The following is a 16,755-nucleotide window of genomic DNA, read 5'->3' as shown; positions in this document are numbered from 1 at the left end:
CGTTCCTTATCAATTGATACCACCTTGTGCTTATTATTGTCGTTATGTTAGGTAGATTGTCACTCTAGACTCGAAAAAGTATACGTTCTGTTGGTTAAAAAATCCTCAAAAATTCCTAAAATTGAGATGATCTAGATCAACTAAAATCAAACTTTATATGTAACTTGTTGATTATTTATTTTTATGTAGTTTTAGTTTGAGTGAAACAGACGCAAAAGCATGCTCAAAAATCTGTCGGTATTTTCCATTCCTGTCTCACAGTTCCAAACGCTACTCTGCACTTGAGTGTTAATTAAGTGTTAACTTACCGCGAAAGAGATAGTGATTGGAGAGTGAGATGAAGTGGCAGAGTGTCAGTTTTCGGCAGCGAATGTTGGTGATTATGACGTTGTCAGGGTTGATTGAACTGCTGATTCTGGTCGCCGCTGGTTTTGCCTATCTTAAACACTCCCAAGAGGAGGAAATGGGACAAAAAGCGTTAGGCGTTGCACGATTTTTGGCCAACTCTTCTATCGTTATTGAGCTGATAGAACAGCGCGATAACGTGACCCATCAAACCCGCTTTCGTGAACTTACCGGTGCACTTGGAGCCGCTTTTATTGTTGTTGGCGATGAGCAAGGTTTGCGTCTCATCCATCCGCTCGATTCTCGCCTAGGTTTGCCAATGAGCGGTGGCGACAACGAGCGAGCGCTCAAAGAGGGTGAAGCTTATATCTCCACAGCAAAAGGCTCGCTTGGCTATTCGGTGCGTGGCAAAGCCGCCGTGTTTAATGCGCAAGGAAAAGTGATCGGCGTCGTTTCCGTCGGCTATCTGCTTGAAAGGTTGCAAGATCGCATCGAGCCATTTATCTGGTTTTTGATCGCGATGACGGTTTTAGTGGTTGCCGCTAACGCACTGGTGTCCAATTACGCTGCGCGTAAGTTCCAAAAAGCGATCTTGGGTTTTGAACCGGAGGAGATTGGCCGTTTATACAGCGAGTTGGATGTGACTATGAGCACCATCAAAGAGGGGATTCTCAGTATTGATGCCAACGGTGTGCTGCGTTCGATTAACCGCAGTGCAGCGCAGATTTTGGGGCTTGATCCCGCCTTGGCACTCAACCGCCCTCTGGCCGATTCTTTGCCAAGCAGCGATCTCTATCGGGTGCTGGAGACCGGACAAGAAGATCACGATATTGAGCTCTATCTGAATCACAAACATTTGATCGCTAACCGCACGCCCGTTTTGGTTGATGGAAAGGTCGTTGGCGCGGTATCGAGTTTTCGTCTGCGCGATGAGATCAGTGAACTGACAGAGCAGCTATCGCAAACCAAGGAGTACGCGGATCTACTGCGCTCTCAGACGCATGAACATCGCAATAAACTCAATACCATTAGCGGTTTGGTGCAAATGGGGGAGCTGGACGCGGTGCAGCAACTGATTGGTAAGGAAACGGAACATTATCAAGCTCTCATTGAATTTTTGCGTGACACGATTAAAGATCCGTTGGTCGCGGGTATGCTGCTTGGTAAAACGGAACGTGCAAGAGAACTTGGCCTTGAACTCATTGTGGAAGAGGGCACTCGCTTGGAGCCACTACCGGACGGGGTCAACGCGGAAGACATTACCACCATATTAGGCAATTTGATTGATAATGCCTTTGACGCCACCATGAGTGGTATTGCTCATCAACAACCGTTTGCCAAATCGAGAAGGAATATTGAAGTCTCAGTGAGCGATTACGGCACTGAAATCATCTTGGAAGTGATCGATCAAGGTTGCGGGCTACCCGAAGGTTATTTACCACAGCAACTGGTCGAAAAAGGGGTGTCAAGCAAAGCAAAAGCCAACCGTGGTGTCGGGCTTTATTTAGTCAGCCAATTAGCCCAGCGTTACGGTGGCCACATTGAAATGAGCCCAAATAAGTTACACGGAACACGAATGACCGTTTACATTCCCAAGGAAGAGCAGCAATGAGTACCAATAGCCGAGTGATGATCATTGAAGATGACCTAGCAATTGCGCAATTACATCATAACTATTTGCAGCAGTTGAATGGTTTTGAGGTGATAGCCATCGCCACGACATCGGCGGAAGCGCAACTGCAGTTGACACTGTTGGAACCGGACTTGGTTTTGCTCGATGTCTATCTGCCCGATGGCAGTGGGCTGAATATTTTAAACCAAATCCGTGGCAGTAACCGCCATTGTGATGTGATTCTGATCACCGCCGCGCGCGATGTAGAAACGCTGCAAACGGCGATGCGTGGTGGGGTGGTCGATTATTTGCTCAAACCCGTGATGTTTGTGCGCCTTGAAGCCGCGCTCAACAAATATCGCGCGCAGCTAGAGCAACTTGGTCATGTATCTGCGGATCTCAATCAAGGGCTGGTGGACAAGATGTTACAGTCAGGCAGTGGACAGGAAAAAGCAGGCCATTTGCCCAAAGGAATTGATGGTGTCACGCTCGATAAAATACGCGCACTCTTTCAGCAAGAAGAAACGTATACTGCCGATGAAGCGGGGGAGAAGATGGGTGCCAGCCGCACCACCGCGAGGCGCTACTTGGAATATTTGATTGCTGCGGGCGAGCTGCAAGCCGATCTCAGCTACGGCACAGTGGGTCGGCCAGAGCGTTGTTATAAAAAAGTGCTGAGATAAAATCGCTCGATTTGTCCCATTGCGAGCACAGATGGTGGGCGATTTTGTGGCGAAATTTGCGCAAAAATAGCGTGATGCAGCCACAAAAAACAGGGCTAACTGGTCTAATCAGTAAAAAATCAAATATCACTTCTGATACAAATAGTTATCTTGAAATCGCGTCATTATTTAAACGATTGCACTTTCAACTATTGATGTATGTCAAAGAGTCGTAGACAATACGCCCCCGTGTCGGGCAAATCATTCTTATTACCAACCCACACACTCTAGGTTTTGCCTATCGCTGATATAGGTAAGATCAACTATCGATTTTTTAGTGTCATTGATATGGTTGGCTCATCCTTTAAGCCGTATCCAGGCACAAATAAGTACCTCGTTTTTAAGGGAAAGATGATGGTAATACCAGAAAACAGTAGCATCGTGATTTTTGGTGCTTCGGGTGACTTGACCTACCGCAAGTTGATTCCTGCCTTATACCACCTCTATGCAAGTAAGCAGCTTCCAGAAAACTTCGCTATTCTGGGTGTCAGCCGCACAGAGTACAGTGATGAGTCCTACCGCGAAAAGCTCAAGAATTCGCTTCAGGAAATGGAAAAAACAGAGCCAGCAGCGCTGGATGCCTTCATTAACCATTTGCATTATCAAGCAATCAATACCTCAGATACTGCAGATTATGCCAAGTTAGTGACTCGCTTGAACGAGTTGGCGCTGCAGTATCAGTTTGAACAGCGCAATACCTTGTTCTACATGGCAACGCCACCGAGCCTTTACAGTGTGATTCCAGCGAGCCTAGCTCACCATCGTTTGAACAACGAAGACGATGGCTGGAAGCGACTGATCATCGAAAAACCTTTTGGTTACGATCTGGCCTCTGCCAAACAGCTGGATAAAGACATTCACGAGTGTTTCCAAGAGCATCAAATCTACCGTATTGACCATTATCTGGGCAAAGAAACGGTGCAGAACTTACTGGTGTTTCGTTTCTCCAACGCGATGTTTGAACCGCTATGGAATCGCAATTTCATCGATTACGTAGAAATCACTGGCGCAGAGTTTCTTGGCGTCGAAGAACGTGGCGGTTACTACGATGGTTCTGGTGCGGTGCGCGATATGTTCCAAAATCATCTTCTGCAAGTGTTGGCAATGGTCGGCATGGAACCACCTGCGCAGATCAACGCGGACTCTATGCGTGATGAAGTGGTAAAAGTACTGCAATGCCTCAAACCGTTGGATGAGCACGATCTGCGTAACAACCTTGTGCTAGGTCAGTACACCGCGTCCGATGTGCGTGGACAACACCTTCCCGGTTACCGAGAAGAGCACGGTGTTGCCGAAGATTCGCGTACCGAAACTTATGTTGGCCTCAAAGCTTATATCAACAACTGGCGTTGGAATGGTGTGCCTTTTTATGTGCGTACCGGTAAACGTCTACCAACGCGCGTCACAGAAGTGGTCATCCACTTTAAACGCACACCGCATCCTGTGTTTGGGCAAAATGCACCTGAAAACAAGCTGATCATTCGTATTCAGCCCGATGAAGGCATCCAGATGAGTTTTGGCTTGAAGCAGCCAGGTGCCGGTTTCCATGCCAAAGAAGTGAAAATGAATTTCCATTACACTTCACTTCAAGAAACCCAAATGTTGACCGCGTATGAACGTCTACTATTAGATGCGCTCAATGGCGACGCGACACTGTTTGCGCGTAGTGATGCAGTGGAAGCGTGTTGGAAATATGTCCAGCCGATCCTTGATTTCAAACAAGATCCGCAAGCCTTGTTTGGCTACGCCTGTGGCACTTGGGGTCCAAAAGAATCGGATGATCTGCTCCAGCGCGATGATCGCGCATGGCGCTTCCCATGCAAAAACCTAACTGACACGGATTACTGCGAACTATGATCAATCATAAGATTTTTAATACCGCAGAGCAGGTAGTTGAAAGCCTCGCGAACGATATGAAAGCGTTTAGCGAAATGGGCCGACCTGTTCATATTTCTCTTTCAGGTGGCAGCACGCCCAAAATGTTGTTCAAGCTATTAGCGTCCGATGCGTATGCAACGGCAATCCAATGGCAGAATCTGCACTTTTGGTGGGGGGACGAGCGATGTGTAGCGCCGGATGATGCACAAAGCAACTACGGCGAAGCCAATGCGCTTTTGTTTAGCCAAGTTGCTTTGCCAGCCGAGAACATCCACCGTATTTGTGGTGAAGATGAGCCTCAAATGGAAGCGGAACGTTTCGCGAGAGAAATGCTGGCGTTGATCCCGACCGAAAATGGTACCCCCGTGTTTGATTGGGTCTTGCTCGGTGTTGGCGCCGATGGCCACACCGCTTCGCTCTTTCCTGGTCAAACAAACTACGACGAAGAAAAACTCGCCATTTTAGCAAGCCATCCTGAATCGGGTCAGATTCGTGTATCCAAAAGTGCACGCGTGGTTGAGGCAGCGAAACGTATCAGTTACCTCGTTTTGGGCGCTGGTAAAGCAGATATCGTGGATGAGATTAACCGCTCACCCGCAGAAATTCTTCCATATCCGGCAGCCAAGATTCAGTCTCATCAGGGGCTAACGGAATGGTATTTAGATTTAGACGCAGCGGCGAAAATCGTGTAATCGCGATAGCCAAGTAAAATTTATTGGAGAGAAAAAATGAAAGGTGATATCGGTGTAATTGGCCTAGCAGTTATGGGTCAAAACCTTATCCTCAACATGAATGACCACGGTTTTAAAGTGGTGGCGCACAACCGTACTGCGGCAAAAGTTGACGAGTTCCTAGAAGGCCCGGCCAAAGGTACCAACATCGTTGGTGCTTACACGCTGCAAGAGCTGGTGGACAAACTGGAAGCACCACGTAAAGTGATGCTGATGGTTCGTGCTGGCGCGGTGGTTGACGCGTTCATCGATCAACTGGTTCCTCTGTTGGACAAAGGCGACATCATCATCGACGGTGGTAACACCAACTACCCAGACACTAACCGCCGCGTTGCAGCACTGCGCGAAAAAGGCATCCACTTCATCGGTACTGGTGTATCAGGCGGTGAAGAAGGCGCTCGTTTCGGACCGTCTATCATGCCAGGTGGCGCTCCAGAAGCTTGGGCAGCTGTGAAACCTATCTTCCAAGCGATCTCGGCAAAAACGGATGCTGGCGAGCCTTGCTGTGACTGGGTTGGTAACGACGGTGCTGGCCACTTCGTGAAAATGGTTCACAACGGTATCGAATACGGCGACATGCAGTTGATCACTGAAGCTTACCAGTTCATGAAAGATGGCCTGGGCATGACTGCTGACGAAATGCAGGCAGTGTTCGCTGACTGGAACGAAACTGAGCTGAACAGCTACCTAGTAGAAATCACGGCTGACATCCTTGGCTACAAAGATGAAGACGGTGAAGCGCTGGTTGAGAAGATCCTCGACACGGCAGGTCAAAAAGGTACTGGTAAATGGACAGGTATCAACGCACTGGACCTGGGTATTCCACTGACGCTGATCTCTGAATCTGTCTTTGCTCGCTGCCTGTCTGCACTGAAAGAGCAGCGTGTTGAAGCGGAAAAACTGTTTGGCAAAACCATCACTCCGGTTGAAGGTGACAAACAAGAGTGGGTTGATGAACTGCGTCAAGCGCTGCTGGCTTCAAAAATCATCTCTTACGCACAAGGCTTTATGCTGATGCGTGAAGCGTCAAACGAAAACGGCTGGGATCTGAACTACGGCAACGTAGCGCTGATGTGGCGCGGTGGTTGTATCATCCGTTCTGCATTCTTGGGCAACATCCGTGACGCGTTCGAAGCGAACCCAGACCTAGCATTCCTGGGTTCTGACGATTACTTCAAAAACATCCTGACGGGTAGCCTAGCAGCATGGCGTAAAGTGGCAGCGAAATCTCTGGAAGCGGGGATTCCAATGCCATGTACCACATCTGCTCTGACCTTCCTAGACGGTTATACCACTGCTCGTCTGCCAGCGAACCTGCTGCAGGCACAACGTGACTACTTCGGCGCGCACACGTATGAGCGTACTGATCGTGCACGTGGTGAGTTCTTCCACACCAACTGGACAGGTACAGGTGGTGATACTGCGTCAACCACTTACGACGTATAATCCAGATCTGTAATACGCTAAAAGAGATGCCTTAGTGGCATCTCTTTGTTTTCGTATCTAAGCAGAGTTGAACAAAAATTCTACGCCCTTCATCTCATCCTATAAATTTTATTCCATGGAGGATGACGGTGTATTGGGCATCCACTATTTTTATGCTGCCACAGGGATCAATGGTTTTTCATGTGGTATTAACAATTAGCTACCGGGAAGGTGAATTTAACAGTTCGAGGTTCTTAAGATGACTATTAATAAATACTTTGTTTTTGTTCCACAAGAGGTTGAACAAGAAATAGAAAATCAATTGGTATCAGATCAGGAAGCTCAACGTCAGGCATTAGTCAAACAGGCCCAGCAGGAAGGCGGCTTGTAACGCTAGGTTCCATTGCAAAGAGTGCATAGATGCACTCACTCTGCTGACAAAGGTCTAGCACCCAAGCTAGGCCTTTGATAAAGCCACAATCTTGTTAGTCTTCATAGCCCAAAGATTAGTAAGAAGTGGACCCCAACGGTTGGACACATAAGCTCATTTCTTAAGTGGTTGACCCAACTCATGCTGCGTATCTTTGCCTACCGAAGTAGGCCTCATCAGGAGTGAGGTTATTGAGTCCTTGATGGTTACGCTCTTCATTATAAAACACCATGTAGTTGCCGATTTCAAGCTCGGCTTCACGGGGCGTGGTATAAGCTTTTAAGTAAACCTCCTCATATTTCAGGCTTCGCCATAATCGCTCAATGAAAACATTGTCAACCCAACGGCCTTTCCCATCCATGCTTATACGTACGTTATGCTCAATTAACTTCTGTGTGAACTCTGTGCTGGTAAACTGGCTGCCTTGATCTGAGTTAAAGATATCAGGTGGCCCATAATGCTTCAGCGCTTCCTCAAGCGCTTCGATACAAAAACTCGTGTCCATGGTGTTGGATAGTCGCCAAGCCAGCACTTTGCGGCTATACCAGTCGATAATCGCAACGAGGTACAGGAACCCCTTCGCCATTGGGATGTACGTGATATCAATCGCCCAAGCTTGGTTTGGGTAAGTGACTTCGATATCACGCAACAGGTAGGGATACACCTTGTGTGCTTTGTTCGCCAGCGTCGTTTTGGGCTTGGGGTAAATCGCCCCAATCCCCATATCGCGCATGAGTCGAACAACACGCTTACGATTAACGCTATGACCCTTCTTAGCCAGCTCAGTTCGAATGCGCCGACTGCCCATAAACGGATACTGAAGATGAATTTCGTCAATCATACGGCGCAACGCAATCTCCTCAGCAGAGAGTCCTATGGGTTGATAGTAAGCGGTAGAGCGAGCAATATTGAGCAGCTCACACTGGCGCTTTATCGGCAATGGGGTGGATTTAACCAGCGAACTCTTTCGCTGGGCTCGGTCTAACGACCGAGCACTTTGGCCAAAAAATCATTTTCCATGGTCAATTGACCGATCTTGGCGTGAAGTTTGTCCACTTCTTCGGAATTCTCTTTTCCTGTGTGATTTTCGGTGGCAAAAATCATGGCTGCGTTGTTAGGCGACAGGTCTCCTCAAGCTAATATCGAGAACATCAACAACTAGACAACGTTTCGCAGTCTAATTTTCGATGTGAGCAATCCTCCAACCGTCATTCCGCAGCTAATTCCAGAATTTAAATAGTGTGATCTGGCGATCAGTTTTTCATAAAAACCACGACACCATCTTGACCGCGATCGACAGTTTTGATCTATTACTGCTATTTGACGGTCTCAAAATATGTCTACCCATCCTGTTATTAAACGCTTAGATCACCTTGGTCTCATTGCCGCCTTTTGTCACGAAATTGGCCTGCCACGGATGATAGATGCCGTTATCCCAAAATATTCTGACCACAATGTTTCTCATGGTGACGCGGTATTGGCCATGCTCCTAAATGGACTTGGCTTTCATAGCAGAACACTGCACATGTTCTCGGACTTTTTTAAGACCAAGCCTGTGTCTAAGCTACTCGCCAAAGACATTGAAGCACACCACCTTACTGATGATGTACTAGGCCGCACCTTAGATGCTCTATACGAAGCCGATGTCTCAGCGCTCTATCAGGTTATTGCTGAGCGTGTTGTTGATAAACTGGGCTTGACGACGGATTCTGTTCATCTTGATATCACTAGCTTCCACGTTGATGGTGAGTATGCACAAGATGAAAACACCAACGTCATTAAGCTTGTAAGAGGCTACAGTCGGGATCATAGGCCAGAGCTTAACCAAGTGGTGCTTGAACTCATCTGTGAAAACCAAGCAGGTATTCCTGTTTACATGCAAGCACTGAGTGGCAACACCAATGATGCCAAGGCATTCGCTGAAGTCACTAAAAGACACATACATTGCCTAAAAGCCGCGCAAAATAGTCGTTACTTTATCGCTGATGCCGCCTTGTACACCGAAGAAAGCATCTCCTCGCTAGATGAGCAAAATCAAAAGTTCATTACCCGTGTACCCATGACCATCAAGCTCGCAAAACAAGCACTGTTTGCGCTAGAGCCAGAGCAATTAATCGCTATTGATGATGGCTACTCAGGATGTTGGATAGACTCGGATTACGGAAAGGTCAATCAACGTTGGTTGCTCGTTCACAGTGAACAGGCCACCAAGCGGGAAGAAATCACTTTCTTCAAGAACTTAGAGAAAAACATAGCAAAAGAAATCAAAGCGTTGGAAAAGCTAAGTAAAAAACCATTCGCTTGTGAAGTTGACGCAGAATTAGCGTTTAACGATTTCAAGAAACAATCTGACTTACTAGGGTTTGAACAAGGCACTCTCATCAAACTGCCGACTTACTCTCATTCGGGCCGCCCAAAGACAGATGAAGCACCGACAGGATACCAATACTTTATCGAAGCCGCTCCCTTCACCGACCTAGAAAAAGTAAAACTGGCTAAGCTCAAAGTAGGCATGTTTATCCTCGCGACAAATGACACCGACAATGAAGAACTCACCATGACGGCTCTTCTAGCACATTACAAATCGCAACAAAAAGTCGAGCGCGGCTTCCGCTTTCTAAAAAGCCCTGAATTTTTAACCTCTTCCATCTTCTTGAAAAAGCCTGAACGCATTGAAGCGTTGCTAATGATAATGACGTTGAGCTTGCTTGTTTACGCCAGTTTAGAACACAAAATCAGAGAGCAACTCGCACAAACCGAAGCGTTCTTCCCAAGTATGGTAAAGAACAAGACGACCTCCAGACCGACGGCACGTTGGGTCTTCTTGCAATTCGAAGGCATAGATACGTTAGAAATCAACGGCCAACGGTTCATCACTGGACTTCAAGAGCACCAAACACAACTACTCAAATTACTCGGTAGATTCTATGAGGTAGTTTATTCCTAAATTAGCTGCGGAATGTCGGCTCCAACACTAGCAGATTGTTCTAGATAGTTTTATTTGTTTTCTATACGATTGTTCTCATACAAACACGACACTTCAATGGCAGATTGTGAGATATTGTGTAGTTTAGAAAGCGTTATGCTTAATCACCAAAAATCAGTGGTTTAGTGTTTTTCTTTGCTCCTTTGGCTTTTCAGTTTGGTGTCTGTCGGCAACTTGGCTTTTGTGAGAGCTATTTTCTGGACATCCATTCTTGGGCGCTAAAAATGCTGAGAGTTGCCTCAATCAATTCTTGGGCAAGCGCGAGGTTAGGGCGATTGGCTCAATCAGAAATGTGATCTTAGGTTTTTCGGTTTTATCTGCCAAAGTTCAAAGTCTGATTGTCAAAATCATGAGTCATTTCAGTTTTTTGGTTTTTGGCTTTTGTTTGTGAGTTAAAGCCGGGTTAATCTTGGCTCTGGCAAAACGTAAGTTATTGAAGCTTAAGCATAACAAAGCGTTCAAGAGGGACTTGGCACGCGTGGCATTTTCAATTTGCGTTGGGTTTAGTGGTTAAGGCGCTATGCAGCAAGTTTTGTATTGCGTGCCTGTGCCCCTTAACGCGGCGTTATGCTTAATCACGCAAAGTCAGTGGTTTATGTTTTTTCTTTGTTCCCTCGGCTGGTTAGTTTTGAGTTTGTCGGCAAGTTGGCTTCAGTGGGCGCGGTTTTCCGGACACTTGTTCTTTGGCGCTGGAAATTCAGAGCGTTGCCTCAATCAATTTTCGGGCAAGCGCGAGGTTAGGGCGGTTGGCTCAATCAGAAGTTTGATCTTAGGTTTTTCGGTTTTATCTGCCAAAGTTCAAAGTCTGATTTTCAAAATTATGAGTCATTTCAGTTTTTTGGTTTTTGGCTTTTGTTTGTGAGTTAAAGCTGAGTTAATCTCGGTTTTGGTAAACCGTAAGTCATTGAAGCTTAAGCATAACAAGGCGTTCAAGAGGGACTTGGCACGCGTGGCATTTTTGGCTTGCAGTTTGTTTAGTGGTTAAGTTGTATGCGGTCACGTTTGTAGTGCGTGCCTGCGCCCCTTAACGCGGCGTTATGCTTAATCACCAAAAGTCAGTGGTTTATGATTGTTCTTTGTTCCCTTGGCTTTTTAGTTTGGTGTTTCTCGGCAAGTTGGCTTCAGTGGGCGCGGTTTTCTGGACATTTATTCTTTGGCGCTGGAAATTCAGAGAATTGCCTCAATCAATTTTCGAGTAAGCGCGAGGTTGGTTCGGCTGGCTCAATCAGTGTTTTGACCACAAGTTTTTAGGCTTGAATTGCCAAAATTCGAAGTCTGTTTTTCAAATCTATGAGTCATTTCAGTTTTTTAGGTCTTGGCTTTTGTTTGTGAGTCAACGCTGAGTTAATCTCGGTGTTGGTAAAACGTAACCCCTTGAAGCTTAAACATAACAAAGCGTTAAAGAGGGATTCGTGCCGCGTGGCATTTTTGGTATGCGGTGAGTTTTGGTGGTGAAAATGGTCTGCGGGAAGTTGATCTATGCGGCACTTACCCCTTAACGCGGCGTTAGGCTTATAGAGCGAGAAACTATGAAAATATTATATTCAGGCGGTCTACAAATCCGCTCTAATCATGCACAAGAGCGATTGTTAAATGTTAATACTTTCTTAGATGGTGAGTTGGCTTTCCACAACTTATATCGAGAAGTTAAAGCAAGTGATTTTCCTATTGCTCAGGATTGCTTTGGTGACCAATTTTTTATTCGAGATAACTTGGTAGTTAAATTGAATGCCGAAACTGGTGATATTGATGAATTTGGTTGTAGTTGGGAACAGTTTTTGGCTTGGGTTGACGGGGATCCAATTGAAAGGTTGAGCATTCCAAACGACTTGGATTTAAAGGTTGGTCAGCTATTATTTGCGTATCCACCTTTCTGCACTGCAGAGGGAAATAATGCATGTATAAAAGCAATAGATGGTGTCGAGCTAATCAGGTTCCACGCTAATTTTGCGAAGCAGATAAACGGCGAATAATAAGCCTAACAAACTGCTTAAGCGGGATTCGCAATGCGTGGCATTTTCAGCATGCGGTGAGTTTTGTGATTAAGGCGGTGTGCGGTCGCTTTCGTAGTGCATTGCTCACCCCTTAGCAGGGCGTTATGTGTAATCGAGAGTTCAGGGAAAGAATGAAAGTACTTATAGCAGGAGCCAATGGATATATTGGTAGCCACGTGACTAAGATGTTTGTCGAAAATGGTTTTGAAGTTTCGACCTACAGCAGGACTAGCGGTGTCTTACTTCCTGCTCGGAAACTTACTAAAATGCCATTAGATCTCTCTGGTTACTTTGACATCGTTATAAATTGTGCTCGCCCACATTGGTCAGAATTTTCGCCGGAGGAAATCGCTGATATAGAGTCCAAGCTGCTAATGCAGTTGGATAGACTCGCAGCTAAAGGAGCGACAAAAATCCACACATCGGGCGTTTGGCTATTTGGTAATGCTTCTCGTAATGATCTCAAAGAATTTCGGCTTAAGCCTCTAGAAATGGTAAAACCGGACACAGTTACGATTGATTGCGCTATCACCAATAAGTGGCATGTCGTTTACTGCCCTAGTTTGGTTTATGGTGGTGAAAACTGTCAGCTAAAGAGAATTGTAGATTCTTTATCAAACCAAACTCTCCAAGTAGCGATACCCTCTAAAGGTTATAACCAATATATCCATGTTAATGACATCGCTAGATTCTATTTAGCATTGGTTCAAGGTAAACATCCGGCGATACAACACTTTATTGCTGAGACTGAGGGGTATAGTCCTGAAGCCTTTTCTCAGTTGCTACTAGACTTTCAAATCGTAAAGCAGGTTCACAAGAGCAGTTGGAGTGACTTTGAGAAATACCATGGTTATTCGGCAGTGGAAATTGAAAAGCTAAATCTTAACCTTCCAATTAGTCCTTTGTTTGAACCGACAAAGTCCTTAAGGGAGTACATAGAAAATTACACATAACAAACGCTTCAAGAGGGACAGCCAACGCGTGGCATTTTTACTATGCGTTGGTTTTTGTGGTTACGGTGCTATGCGGAAAGTGAGTAGTAGCGTTGGCTGCCCCTTAAGCGGGCGTTAGGGCTAAAAAGGATAGTTTCTATGGAAAGTATGAATATGAACAAAGTCATGTTGCTAGTCGATTTCATGGGCATTGGTGAAGATTTCGTTTTCCATTTGGAAGCCAAATACAAATGTGTAATTGAGGTCGGAGAATTAGTCGATGCACTTGACAAGGAGGGTATCGAGCCACCTTTGGATGAAAATATAATTCACAGTTTTATTTCATCGTCTAGTTACTTAGATACTTGCACCCCAATATTAGAACGTATAGTTCTACGCGATGAAGATAGTGTTTTACCTGGTGGGATTGAACGTGAACTCACCAAGAAGAAGTATAAAATTAAGGGTGAAGTTTGGGACGTACACCAAGATGACGTTGACCCTTTCCCTTCCTCGCCACATGCACATAATTACGATGAGAATGTGGTTATGCATCTAGGCACGGGAGAGTTATATAGAAGTCGAAAGTTAGTTGGAAAGGTAAACAAAAAGCACTTTCTGAGACTAAGAGCGCTAATTAATAATGTTGAACTTCCAACATTGGAAATTTAGCCCTAACAAACAATTTAAGAGGGATTCCCAACGCTTGGCATTTTTGCTTCTACTTCAAGTTAAGTGTTTATGGCGCAATGCTTTAGGTTGGGTGGTAGCGTTGCTCACCCCTTAATTGGGCGTTAGCTGAATATTGGTACAAGTAGCATGATCAAAATTAGAAAATACGAAGAATCTGACGCAAGTGAGTTGTGGGAACTTTTTTATCATACGGTTCGTAACGTGAATCGAAGAGACTATTCCCAAGAGCAAGTTGAGGCTTGGGCACCAGATAATTTTGACCGCGAGATATGGAAGAATAAACTTAACGCTATTTCACCTTTTATTGCAGAAATAGAGGGTGTCATTGTTGGTTATGCTGACCTTCAAGAAAGTGGTTTAATCGATCATTTCTTTTGTCATCATGACTACCAAGGTAAAGGTGTTGCTCGTTGTCTTATGGAGCACGTTTTTAAAGTCGGGAAAGCACGTGGTATTGCCAAGTATTGTTCTGAGGTTAGTATTACAGCTCGACCTTTCTACGAAAAATTTGGTTTTAAGGTTGTGAAAGAGCAAGCGATAGAAGTTCGGGGCCAAAAACTGCAGAACTTTGTTATGGAAAAATTCAGCTAACAAACAATTTAAGAGGGATTCCCAACGCTTGGCATTTCGCTTTTACTTCAATTTTAGTGTTTACGGTACAATGCGTTAGGTTGGGTGGTAGCGTTGCTCACCCCTTAATTGGGCGTTATGCTTAATCACCAAAAGTCAGTGGTTTATGATTGTTCTTTGTTCCCTTGGCTTTTTAGTTTGGTGTTTCTCGGCAAGTTGGCTTCAGTGGGCGCTGTTTTCCGGACAATTATTCTTTGGCGCTGGAAATTCAGCGAATTGCCTCAATCAATTTTCGGGCAAGCGCGAGGTTGAGGCGGTTGGCTCAATAAGCAATCTGATCTTAGGTTTGTTTAGAATTAGCGGTCAAAGTTCAAAGTCTGATTTTTAAAATCATGAGTCATTTCAGTTTTTTGGTTTTTGGGTTTTGTTTGTGAATCAAAGCTGAGTTAATCTTGGTTTTGGTACAACATAAGTCATTGAAGCTTAAGCATAACAAACGGTTCAAGAGGGACAGCCAACGCGTGGCATTTTTATTATGTGTTGGTTTTTGTGGTTACTGTGTTATGCGGAAGCTTGGTTGTGGCGTTGGCTGCCCCTTAACCGGGCGTTATGCCAAATGGTAGCTAAAAGGTTAGGAGTATGAAATGAATAAAAAATTAGCCCAGCGATTTAATGAACTTCAAGACCAACTAGATACAATAGAAGGAACGAAAAAAACTGTAAATGGTGCTTATGGCTCAGCAGAAACAATTGATACGGAACTATTTACAAGTTGGAAAGTAAAGGCAAAGAATCTACTTGTAACTGCATGCGGTGAAAACTCGCAGCATTTCATCGCATTTGTTGAAGGTGAAAAGCGCCGAACGATGGAATCTGACTATGGCATCAAAAAACGAGTAGGTGCTATTTTTGGTGCTGCAAAAGAAGATTTTGAAGGGGGTTACCTAATCTCACTAAAACAGCTTGTACAGGCAGAAGTTTTTGAGAGTGAGTTAGAACAAGCTGAAGAATTGCTCAACAGCGGTTACAAATTAGCGTCTGCAGTCATTGCCGGTGTAGTTCTAGAAACAGCACTTCGAGATCTTTGTACTGATAATGGTATTTCGCATGGCAAGTTGGATTCCATGAACTCCCAACTTGCCAAATCAGGACTCTATAGTAAGTTGCAGCAGAAGCAAATTACCGCAATAGCCGATATTCGTAATAGTGCCGCTCATGGAAAACCAGAATTATTTTCTGAGCAAGATGTCCGAAATATGATACGTGATGTTGAGTCATTCCTTTTGAGCTATATGGCATAACAAACTGTTTAAGTGGGATTCGCAACGCATGGCATTTTCACTATGCGTTGGTTTAAGTGATTAAGGTGGTTTGCTGCGGCTTCGGTATTGCGTTGCTCACCCCTTAACAGAGCGTTAACTTACTAGTCTATCGAATTGACTTGGTTATTGCTTAGGGTACTATCTCGAGATTGGTTTACTGCAAGGATAGTAGTATGTGCGAAAAAGTATTTTGGGCTAATCCCTACCAAACAGAACTTAGTTCAACGGTAACTTGTGTAGATAGTAGTAACGTTGAATTAAGCCAAACGATTTTCTATGCGGAGTCTGGTGGTCAAGAAAGCGATAGAGGTACGATTAACGGTATTCCTGTATTGCTTGCACGCAAAGTAGGCACTCGACTTATTTACACGTTGAAATATCCTCCAAATTTTATTCCTGGTGATACAGTCATAACGCGCATTGACTGGGAGCGTAGATATGCCTTAATGAAGCTGCACTTTGCAGCTGAAGTGGTCTTGAAGATGTTTTATCAGCGACACAAAGGGATTGTAAAGATTGGTGCTCATATTTCTGAAAATAAGAGTCGTATCGATTTTGAGTGGCCGGAAAGTATTAGTCCGTTGTTGAAAGAAATGGAAACTGAAGCCCAAAAGCTGATCGATTCTGACTCAGTAATCATTAGTGATTTTTCTGATAAAGCGAATGAAAAAAGGTATTGGAAAGTACACGGTTTTTCGCAGGTAGCTTGTTGTGGTACTCATTTAAAGCGCACATCAGAAGTTGGCCAAGTTCAACTAAAGCGTAAGAATATCGGTAAAGGGAAAGAAAGGGTAGAAATAGCCTTGCGATCGTAAGTTAACAAACAATTTAAGTGGATTCTCAACGCGTGGCAGTTTTACTATGCGTCAGGTAAAGTGTTTACGGTGTAATGCAGCGGCTTGGCCAGTGCGTTGCTCACCACTTAATTGGGCGTTATGCTTAATCACGCAAAATCAGTGGGTTATGGTTCTTCTTTGTTCCTTTGGCTTTTCAGTTTTGAGTTTGTCGGCAAGTTGGCTTCAGTGGGCGCTATTTTCCGGACACTTTTTCTTTGGCGCTGGAAATTCAGAGAAATACCTCAATCAATTTTCGGGTAAGCGCGGGGTTAGGGCGGT

At 44.9% G+C, this 16,755-nt stretch carries 13 protein-coding genes and 1 pseudogene; 13 read left to right on the top strand and 1 reads right to left on the bottom strand.

Features of this window, described 5'->3' with window-relative positions; all coding sequences use genetic code 11:
• Nucleotides 1-337: 337 nt before the first annotated feature.
• The 6 genes from I3X05_RS09800 (at nt 338) to I3X05_RS09775 (ending at nt 7,104) form a co-directional block, all read left to right on the top strand.
• Nucleotides 338-1,957 carry an ATP-binding protein gene (locus I3X05_RS09800; protein ID WP_045571838.1) on the top strand — a complete coding sequence of 540 codons (1,620 nt, stop codon included), beginning with the start codon at nt 338-340 and terminating at the stop codon, nt 1,955-1,957.
• A complete protein-coding gene (locus I3X05_RS09795; RefSeq protein ID WP_045571837.1) occupies nt 1,954-2,640 on the top strand; it encodes a response regulator in 687 nt (228 codons plus the stop codon). The genes I3X05_RS09800 and I3X05_RS09795 overlap by 4 nt, the downstream gene beginning before the upstream one ends.
• A 393-nt stretch (nt 2,641-3,033) precedes the next feature.
• Nucleotides 3,034-4,536, top strand: coding sequence for a glucose-6-phosphate dehydrogenase (gene zwf, locus I3X05_RS09790; protein ID WP_045571836.1), 1,503 nt, complete (start codon nt 3,034-3,036; stop codon nt 4,534-4,536).
• Nucleotides 4,533-5,249 (top strand): 6-phosphogluconolactonase, encoded by a 717-nt coding sequence (gene pgl / locus I3X05_RS09785; RefSeq protein ID WP_045571835.1) that lies wholly within the window; start codon nt 4,533-4,535, stop codon nt 5,247-5,249. Before zwf ends, pgl begins: the two co-directional genes overlap by 4 nt.
• Nucleotides 5,250-5,285: 36 nt before the next feature.
• Nucleotides 5,286-6,734 (top strand): decarboxylating NADP(+)-dependent phosphogluconate dehydrogenase, encoded by a 1,449-nt coding sequence (gnd, locus tag I3X05_RS09780; protein ID WP_045571834.1) that lies wholly within the window; start codon nt 5,286-5,288, stop codon nt 6,732-6,734.
• A 238-nt stretch (nt 6,735-6,972) separates the two neighbouring features.
• A complete protein-coding gene (locus I3X05_RS09775) occupies nt 6,973-7,104 on the top strand; it encodes a hypothetical protein (protein WP_264299425.1) in 132 nt (43 codons plus the stop codon).
• A 178-nt stretch (nt 7,105-7,282) separates the two neighbouring features.
• On the opposite strand, the pseudogene I3X05_RS09770 reads toward I3X05_RS09775, so the two are convergent.
• A pseudogene (locus I3X05_RS09770) lies at nt 7,283-8,256 on the bottom strand (IS3-like element ISVpa4 family transposase); the annotation flags it as partial.
• A 223-nt stretch (nt 8,257-8,479) separates the two neighbouring features.
• Between I3X05_RS09770 and I3X05_RS09765 the strand changes: the two are divergent.
• From I3X05_RS09765 to I3X05_RS09725, 7 genes are all read left to right on the top strand, one after another.
• Nucleotides 8,480-10,090: an IS1634-like element ISSpu7 family transposase gene (locus tag I3X05_RS09765; RefSeq protein WP_337970596.1), complete on the top strand. Its 1,611-nt coding sequence runs from the start codon at nt 8,480-8,482 to the stop codon at nt 10,088-10,090.
• Between the two features lie 1,568 nt (nt 10,091-11,658).
• Nucleotides 11,659-12,102 carry a hypothetical protein gene (locus tag I3X05_RS09755; protein ID WP_337970666.1) on the top strand — a complete coding sequence of 148 codons (444 nt, stop codon included), beginning with the start codon at nt 11,659-11,661 and terminating at the stop codon, nt 12,100-12,102.
• A gap of 152 nt (nt 12,103-12,254) precedes the next feature.
• Entirely contained in the window at nt 12,255-13,076 is an 822-nt protein-coding gene (locus I3X05_RS09750) for an NAD-dependent epimerase/dehydratase family protein (RefSeq protein ID WP_045571652.1), read from the top strand.
• A gap of 138 nt (nt 13,077-13,214) precedes the next feature.
• Entirely contained in the window at nt 13,215-13,727 is a 513-nt protein-coding gene (locus tag I3X05_RS09745; protein ID WP_115340102.1) for a hypothetical protein, read from the top strand.
• 147 nt (nt 13,728-13,874) lie between these two features.
• Entirely contained in the window at nt 13,875-14,339 is a 465-nt protein-coding gene (locus I3X05_RS09740) for a GNAT family N-acetyltransferase (protein ID WP_080608937.1), read from the top strand.
• Nucleotides 14,340-14,962: 623 nt separating this feature from the next.
• The gene (locus I3X05_RS09730; protein ID WP_337970664.1) at nt 14,963-15,619 is read left to right on the top strand and encodes a hypothetical protein; all 657 of its coding nucleotides are present in this window, start codon (nt 14,963-14,965) and stop codon (nt 15,617-15,619) included.
• 194 nt (nt 15,620-15,813) lie between these two features.
• On the top strand, nt 15,814-16,455 hold the full coding sequence (locus I3X05_RS09725) for an alanyl-tRNA editing protein (protein ID WP_096036974.1): 642 nt from the start codon (nt 15,814-15,816) through the stop codon (nt 16,453-16,455).
• Nucleotides 16,456-16,755: the final 300 nt, after the last annotated feature.

The sequence above is a fragment of the Vibrio navarrensis genome, from assembly GCF_015767675.1.
Lineage (GTDB): Bacteria > Pseudomonadota > Gammaproteobacteria > Enterobacterales > Vibrionaceae > Vibrio.
The sequence above is the reverse complement of the archived record's forward strand: the minus strand, read 5'-3'. Positions and strand labels throughout refer to the sequence as shown.